This window comes from Nocardia sp. SYP-A9097, assembly GCF_009649815.1.
Taxonomy (GTDB): domain Bacteria; phylum Actinomycetota; class Actinomycetes; order Mycobacteriales; family Mycobacteriaceae; genus Nocardia.
Genome location: NZ_WJIC01000064.1, coordinates 1 through 6,971 on the forward strand (window position 1 = coordinate 1; position 6,971 = coordinate 6,971).

Consider the following 6,971-nt stretch of genomic DNA (forward strand, 5'->3'; position numbering starts at 1 on the left):
CGCCGCTGCGTGCGCGACTACGAGACCAGACCCGACCACCACGAAACGATGATCCACATCGCCATGATCGCCGTTATGTCACGCCGCCTCGCACGCCGATAACCGAGTTCTCAGACGCGGTCTAAGTGGTGGACACGGGACGGCCCGCGGCCCACCGCACATGGGTCCCTGCCGGATGGGGTCGCACATACCAGCACCGCTCGCGTGCTCGCCCAGTGGGCTCCTGACAGGTTCGTGCGGGCCCGGGACCTTCCCGGTACCCGGGCCGCCGCGTATTCGGCGCTGTCGCGGGCCGCCGCGCGAGGCAGCGTGCTGCGGATTCGACGCGGCTTGTACTACACCGGCGTGCGAACCCGTTATGGATGGACTCGGCCGTGGTCCGTCGGGTATCGGTCCCACCGGCTACAGCGCAGCACGTGCGTTGGGACTGACCACTCAGTGCCTGTCCGGCATCTGATCGATTAGAGAACGGGCCTTGCCCCCGGATACTGGACACGGGATTTGTGATTACGCGGCTTGAGCCATGTTATCGGGTGCGTGAGCGGATTCGTAGTCAGCGGGGCTGAGGTAGTCGCAGTAGGAGTGCCTTCGTCGGGTGTTGTAGCGGGTGATCCACCGGAACACCGCCAGCCGTGCCGCGCGAGGTGATTCCCACCGGGGAGCGCCTTGCAATGTCTCCCGTTTCAGGGTCGCGTTGAACGATTCCGCGAGGGCATTATCGGCGCTCGTGCCCACCGCCCCCATCGATTGGGTGACGCCCAGAGTCGTGCGGAGTGCGGCGAAATCCTTTGCGGTGTACTGACTTCCGTGGTCGGAATGGAAGATCGACCCAGCAATACTGCCGCGGGTCAGAGCGGCGGCGACCAGGGCGTTTTCGACGAGCTCGGTACGCATGTGATCGGCGATCGACCACCCGACCAGGCGACGGGAGAAGCAGTCGATCACGGTGGCCAGATACAAGAACGCGCCGTCTCCGCACGGCAGATAGGTGATGTCACCGACGTATGTGGTGTTCGGTGCGGTGGCGGTGAAATCACGGCGTACCAGGTCTTGCGACGGGGTGTCGGCGGGTTCGGGCACGGTGGTGCGGTGTCGGCGGCGCAGCCGCAGCCCCTCGATGTTGTTCTCGCGCATGATTCTTGCGACGCGTTTGTGGTTGATCGGCTGGTCGGCTGGTCGGCCGTCGTTGAGTTCGGCGGTGATCCGGGGCCGCCCGCAGGTGGTGTCCTGGTCGTGGACCGCACGGATCTCGGCGGCGAGTTCAGCGTCGGCGTCGGCGCGGGCGGTGCGTTTGTCGGCGGCGTTGATCCACGCGTAGTACGACGACCGGGCGATGTCGATGACCTGGCATAACCGCTTCACCGGGTAGGTGTCGGAGTGGTCGGCGACGAACTGGAAGCGGGTCACCAGTTCCTCTCGCCGGCGAAATATTTGGCTGCCGATCGCAGGATGTCTCGTTCGGTCTCGAGCTTGGTTTTCTCTGCCTTGACATGGGTGAGCGCGGCCCGCAGGCGGGCGACTTCTTGCTCGGGGGTCTCCTCGCCGGTCGGCCCGAGGACCGGAGTTGTTCGAGGTTTCCGGATCGCGACCCCGGCGTTTTTGAGCCACGCGGTCAGCGAGCCATGGGAAATGCCGAGGTCGGTAGCGATCGCGGCCACGGTCGCGCCAGCGGTGTCGCGGTAGAGCGCGACCGCGTCGCGGCGGAACTCTTCGGTGTAGTTCTTCCTTGTCATCGGGTAGATCTTCTCGCTTTCCCTGGTCTGAGACCAAGATCAAGCGTGTCCATCACCCAGGGGCAAGGCCTGAAGACGCTGGCCGGATTTGTGAGCCACGGCGTGGGGCGAATCGTTCTGTACCGCATCTGCTGGGGCATGTTGCAACCGCACGAAAGTTCTTGACGCTGACGGCTTCCTCGGAGACCCGGCCTGAACAAGGTGCCGCCGGATGCGGAGCGAGTCGCTGTGTCGTCATTGCTTCATGGTTCCCTGATCTCTGGTGACAGTGGGGGGCCATTTGGGGCCACTATGAGGCCAGTTGGAAGGGACCGAAGTCGGTACCGCGCGCGGGGTGCAACATCAGCTGTCAGGTGTGGTAGCCCGACTTTCATTTCAGCGCAGCGCCTCTCGCTCACCGGTCCGAGTTTGCCGGAAACGCAAGGCGTGAACTCCCAAGGTTTTTGGTAGTTGAGTTCCTCCGAACTGGCTCTGGGGGAGTCCGATCCGTGATAGCTCCGCCCGGCAGGGCGCAGATCGCCGTACACCGAAACGTCCCCCGCTGGCAGCCGGTCGGAGACGATCGGAATCTTTGCCTGATGTCGCCCATGGGCGACATCAGGCCGTTCGCGGCATACCGGGCACTGCTTCAGATCTCGGCGAGACACGCCGGTCAGTGCACGAATTCACTCAGATGTTCGAGTACATTGACTGCCGCATGTTCTGCACCGGCAGACACGGCGCCCCCGTACGGGGCGCTGTTGCTCCGGGACAGGAAGTGTGGAGATGCCCGAACATGAGCCCCGCGGCAAGCGGGACAAGTGGAAGGACAGAGCGGCGAAGTGGGGACCTTTGGTCCTCGCGATCGGCCGCTTCGTCCAGGACATCACCGACCGCTTGCTGGGATAGCTACCCGGTGCGGTCAACCGGCATCGGGCCTAGCTAGCCCGCGCCGGCAGCAGTACCCGCGTGACCCCACTTCAGGCCAGGCGGAAGAGGGAGCGAGGACGGGTTAGATCCTCGAGTGGGCCAGGAGCCCGAAGCATTCATTATGAGGAAGGGCGCGATGCCCGAACTACGCCCGACATGGGCGGGCCATAGACCCGACATGGGACGACGGCATACCGGCTGAAGGCGTCCGGCGATCGGACGCCTTCAGTGCGTTTCGACCTACTCATCCCTGCACGTGCGGCGAAGGCGTCTTACTTCGTTGTCGTGGGTGCAGATGACGAGGATGCGGGTGGAGCGGTCGTGGCGTTGACCGTGATCTCGGGAGCGGGCGCGCCGGGTGCGGGTGGGGCCGAGATGGTGTCGATGACCGGTGCCACCACGTTGTAGACCGCGACCGCGAGGGACTTGTCGTGCGCCTTGTAACCGTCATGGGTGGTCGGAGTGTCAGTTCTTCGGGCGCGTCTGTCGGGGAGGGTGCTCGTCTTCAGGGATGGTGCCGTTGGCTCGTGCCTGCCAGAGCAGCGTGCGCGCCTCGTGGCTGTTCAGTCTCTGTAGGCCTCTGACCGCCCAGTCTCGAAGCGATATGTCTTGGTTGTCCAGCTCGGCCGCAGGAACAGACAGGGCGTTGGGTGATTGCGCTTCTGCGATCAGTTCGAGCAACCAGCACCGCAATCCTTGGTTTTGCTCTTGCTCGAACTCTTCGATGAGGTCATCGAGATGCTCGCCGGCATGCAGAAGAAGGAGTTGAAATCCGTCTTCTCGCAGTTGTGGGTTGTGGCGCCGCATGAGCCGCATGGCCTCGCGAAACTCCTTGTGCCGCGGGGTCATCGCAGAATCCCCTGGGAGGCTCGGGCCAGTCATGCTCGACTTTGTCGTGGCGGCGGAAACCGTGCTGTGGTGCGTTTTCCGGGGCGAATCTGCGGGCAAACGGCCGCCCGAAGTCCATCTCGCCAGCTTCAGCAGGCAGACCGCCCACCGCGTGCTCGGAGTAGCTGGCACGCTCCCAGCATCCCCAATTGTCGTCAGTCTTGGCTTCGTCACCTTCTCGCCGGAATCGCCGAGCGCTGACTGTGTGGCATGCGACGATCCAACTCCATCCGCTGCACGTCTTCAAAATGGATCGCGGTGTACTCGAAGGCACCACCCCAGTCCGCAGCAGCAACTGGCGGTGGCCCACGCCGTACCGCCAAACCTGGAAATCGCCGTCCGCGGTGAAGGGTAAAGACACCATCTCACTGTGTCAGGGCCAGAACCCGATGCTGCCCCCACCGGTGGTAACCACTGACATGCAGCGCCGTACCTCCAGCTCAGGACGAGCTGTGCGGAGATCGATCCGTCGTTTTGGGGTATACCCCAGCACCGCAACTTCGACGTGCGCCGAAAAGTGTGACTCGCAGCGGTAGATGGCGGTGTTGTCGCACCCTCAGGTGGCGCCGGCGCCCGGAACCTGGTGCGGCGCAGAACGTCCGCTATTGCCGAATGCGGGACGCTTCAGGGCCGCATCGATGATGTTGGCTGGGAGACCGTCGATGCTTCGGAAGTAGAGGTTCAGTTTTCGCGCGCGGTGATCTTGCGACGCGCGAGGATCATCCCGCCGCGCGGACTTTCGGCCGAGGTCACCGTTGTGTCTGACTCGACGACGAAGCCAGCGTCGTTGAGCCACGCGCGCATTCGGATGGGCTGGCGACGATGGACGAGGAGGCGCATCGGGTGCCCGCCGTAGCCCTGAGTCTTCAACTGTGACTCGTCGCCGACGTGGTAGCCGAGGAGCAGTGCGCCGCCCGGGCGAAGCACCCGCTGGAATTGTGCGAGCACGGTAGCGAGCTCGTCGTCGGGGATGTGGATCAGTGAGTACCACGCGACCAGGCCAGCGATCGAGGCGTCCGCGAGGGCGAGATCGGTCATGGAGCCGACCTCGAACGGCAGTCCCGGGTGATCACGGCGGGCCACTTCTATCATCTTGGGCGACAGGTCGATTCCGAACGCATCCACAGCCAGTTGGCACAGGTGAGCGGTAATTCGCCCCGCCCCGCAACCCACATCCGCAACCCGCCCTCCGCCCTGGGCGTGCACGATATCGGCGAAGGCCGCCAAGGCTGCGCGCTCTTCGGGTGTTTCATCGAGAAGGTCGCGTGTGAGGTCCGCGTAGGTGTTCGCGATGGTGTCGTACGACATGCGCGTGTCATCGAGCCAGCTGTCGGTGTTGCGACCCATCCCCACAAATGCAGACTACTCGAGAACCCGTGCGAAGGGATTCGCCGGTTCAGTCCTAGCCGGCTGCGTCACAGACGATTCCAGCATCAGCACATGCCGAGTCGCGCGGTTCGAAACGGCCACTCGGCAGGGCCGAAGATCAACGCGCCGAGGCGATCTCGGCCGGGCCGAACGCACTGAACTGCCGAACCCGCACGAAGGGTTGAGGAATCAGTCGGCTGTCACGCTGCCGTGTTGTTGGCCGCGCCACGGTATCCATCGGTATCCCGGTCGAAAGACCGCATAGTTCTCGCCCAAACCGAATTCGGCATGGAGAGCATCGGACAGCACGAGACCATCCAACGCTCCGTCACGCAACTCGCCCAGATACTCGTCCGCGAGTTCGGCAGGGTCGACGAAATCGTCGGGGTTCCAGCCGACCTGTGCAGCGATGTAGCCGTCGAACGTGGCGAGTAGTGAGTACAGGCTGTTACCGAGGTCGGTCAACTCCGCCGCGGTGAGAGCGATTCTGGGGCCGTCCGATACGACGCCGTACCTGACCCCGACAGGTACCACCGACAACTCGCAGTGTGTACCGACCATGCGCGGTACTGGCGTATGGAAGGGAATGCGTCGATCGCCCGCAGTCAGTGTTTGTGATCCGTGGTTGGTGCACGCAAGTACTGCCGATCGTGCCGCGTCCATGTCGTCGCCGAAGTTGATCAATAGTTCGAAGCAGATCGCCACGCTCACTCCATCTTTCGCGTCGATCAACTAAAGCACTGCCGCGCGGCTCCTGCACGATAGTGGTCACTCACAGCACACCGGTCGGATGCACTGATCTACCGCATGGTGCGCTATCGGTACCGGCTGCAGTGTGGAGTTGGAAGGCCAACGGGCACAGTGCCGTACGGCCTACTGTTGCCCGTTGGAATCGCGTTCGCAGCGCCTCGTCGGTAGGGTCCGGCCATGACATCCAACTTGGCCGTGGGCGACAAGTGTGAACTACCGGCCACCGCTGCCTACTGGCTTTGCGATGAGCCACAACCGGGGTTGGTTCTTGTCGAGTTCGTCGATGCTCTTGGTCGCCCCCACTGGCTGATCGACAAGTGTGCGATCTTCGGAGCCGACCTGTTGCCGACATCGACCTACCCGCGCCCCACGGGAATTCGGTGTGCAATCGAGGAGATCAACGGCGAGATCGCTACGATCAGCCCCTGGTGGACGATCAGCCGAAGAGGCATACCCTTCGCCTTCGATGTCCGGTTGGATGTTCTCATTCCGGTGACCACCGACTGGCATTGAGCCGGGGGCGCCGACAACGAAGAATCGACTGATGACCGCCTGAGCCCGCACCGCATACCGCGCTGTTCGGAACGGCCACCGCGGCTTCTCGAAATGTCCGTCTGGCGCCTGCCGGAAGACCACAGCCAGAGCTCATCTCGGACCACTGGCGTGCAGGTTCGCACCGAATGGCGAATTTGCTTCGATCCGCCGGTGGCGTAATTGACCGATATGGTGCTGCGGTGGAACCGATCTTGGGTACGGGTGATGGCTGCGAACTGCCCGCCATCGCCGTTTGTTTGCTGACGGACGATCCTCAACCGGGCATCGTTCTGGTCGAACTCGTCGACGCACACGGCCGACCCCATCAACTGGTCGGCAAGACCGCGTACTTCGACGGCCTGCACACAGCACCCAAATATCCCTGCCCGACCAGCGTCGAGTGCACGATCGAGGACATCAACGGCGATATCGCGACAGTAAGTACCTGGTGGCTGTCCGGCGGGCCGGACCATCCGCGTTTCGTCTTCGATGTGCGGCTGGACATCCTTGGCCCGACTGACCGCCTTCCGCCGAGCAGTCGATCAGTGTCATAACGTCCGATGCCGCCTACATGCGCGGCGACGCAACCCAGTAGGAGTCCGCAGTCAAATGTCAGGAAGGTTAATGGATCCTGTCGAAGAGTCGCTGCTCGCGCGCCTGGTCCCTGCGTGTCAGGGTGAGGTGAGTCCACCGGCTCGGAGCCAATCGGGCAGACGCAGGGCGAGAGACGGATCGATATTTCATGACCAGGACAAGCACCGCGGTGGCCGAAGGCCACAATGGGCGGAT

At 63.3% G+C, this 6,971-nt stretch carries 8 protein-coding genes; 4 read left to right on the forward strand and 4 right to left on the reverse strand.

What is annotated here, in order from left to right; genetic code table 11:
• Nucleotides 1–507 precede the first annotated feature (507 nt).
• Nucleotides 508–1,733 (reverse strand): IS3 family transposase gene (locus tag GFY24_RS40635; protein ID WP_153810439.1). Its coding sequence is split into 2 segments (ribosomal slippage): nucleotides 508–1,424 and nucleotides 1,424–1,733, totalling 1,227 coding nucleotides; the frame shifts between segments, so codons are not numbered across the junction.
• Between the two features lie 765 nt (nucleotides 1,734–2,498).
• On the opposite strand from GFY24_RS40635, the gene GFY24_RS43170 reads away from it, so the two are divergent.
• On the forward strand, nucleotides 2,499–2,621 hold the full coding sequence (locus tag GFY24_RS43170; RefSeq protein ID WP_255458899.1) for a hypothetical protein: 123 nt from the start codon (nucleotides 2,499–2,501) through the stop codon (nucleotides 2,619–2,621).
• A 306-nt stretch (nucleotides 2,622–2,927) separates the two neighbouring features.
• Nucleotides 2,928–3,050: a hypothetical protein gene (locus GFY24_RS43175; RefSeq protein WP_255458900.1), complete on the forward strand. Its 123-nt coding sequence runs from the start codon at nucleotides 2,928–2,930 to the stop codon at nucleotides 3,048–3,050.
• 57 nt (nucleotides 3,051–3,107) lie between these two features.
• Here GFY24_RS43175 and GFY24_RS40640 read toward each other — a convergent pair whose 3' ends face one another.
• The 3 genes from GFY24_RS40640 to GFY24_RS40650 form a co-directional block, all read right to left on the reverse strand.
• Nucleotides 3,108–3,491: a hypothetical protein gene (locus tag GFY24_RS40640; RefSeq protein WP_228567164.1), complete on the reverse strand. Its 384-nt coding sequence runs from the start codon at nucleotides 3,489–3,491 to the stop codon at nucleotides 3,108–3,110.
• A 720-nt stretch (nucleotides 3,492–4,211) separates the two neighbouring features.
• Nucleotides 4,212–4,877, reverse strand: a complete 666-nt coding sequence (locus GFY24_RS40645) for a class I SAM-dependent methyltransferase (protein ID WP_153810440.1) — start codon at nucleotides 4,875–4,877, stop codon at nucleotides 4,212–4,214.
• Between the two features lie 210 nt (nucleotides 4,878–5,087).
• The gene (locus tag GFY24_RS40650; protein WP_153810441.1) at nucleotides 5,088–5,630 is read right to left on the reverse strand and encodes a hypothetical protein; all 543 of its coding nucleotides are present in this window, start codon (nucleotides 5,628–5,630) and stop codon (nucleotides 5,088–5,090) included.
• Between the two features lie 207 nt (nucleotides 5,631–5,837).
• On the opposite strand from GFY24_RS40650, the gene GFY24_RS40655 reads away from it, so the two are divergent.
• Both GFY24_RS40655 and GFY24_RS40660 read left to right on the forward strand, forming a co-directional pair.
• A complete protein-coding gene (locus tag GFY24_RS40655; protein WP_153810442.1) occupies nucleotides 5,838–6,161 on the forward strand; it encodes a hypothetical protein in 324 nt (107 codons plus the stop codon).
• A 221-nt stretch (nucleotides 6,162–6,382) separates the two neighbouring features.
• The gene (locus GFY24_RS40660; protein ID WP_153810443.1) at nucleotides 6,383–6,736 is read left to right on the forward strand and encodes a hypothetical protein; all 354 of its coding nucleotides are present in this window, start codon (nucleotides 6,383–6,385) and stop codon (nucleotides 6,734–6,736) included.
• Nucleotides 6,737–6,971 lie beyond the last annotated feature (235 nt).

Coding starts and splice junctions, on each gene's coding strand:
- GFY24_RS43170 (WP_255458899.1), top strand. CDS start 2,499: ATGCCCGAACATGAGCCCCGCGGCAAGCGGGACAAGTGGAAGGACAGA.
- GFY24_RS40640 (WP_228567164.1), bottom strand. CDS start 3,491: ATGACCCCGCGGCACAAGGAGTTTCGCGAGGCCATGCGGCTCATGCGG.
- GFY24_RS40645 (WP_153810440.1), bottom strand. CDS start 4,877: ATGGGTCGCAACACCGACAGCTGGCTCGATGACACGCGCATGTCGTAC.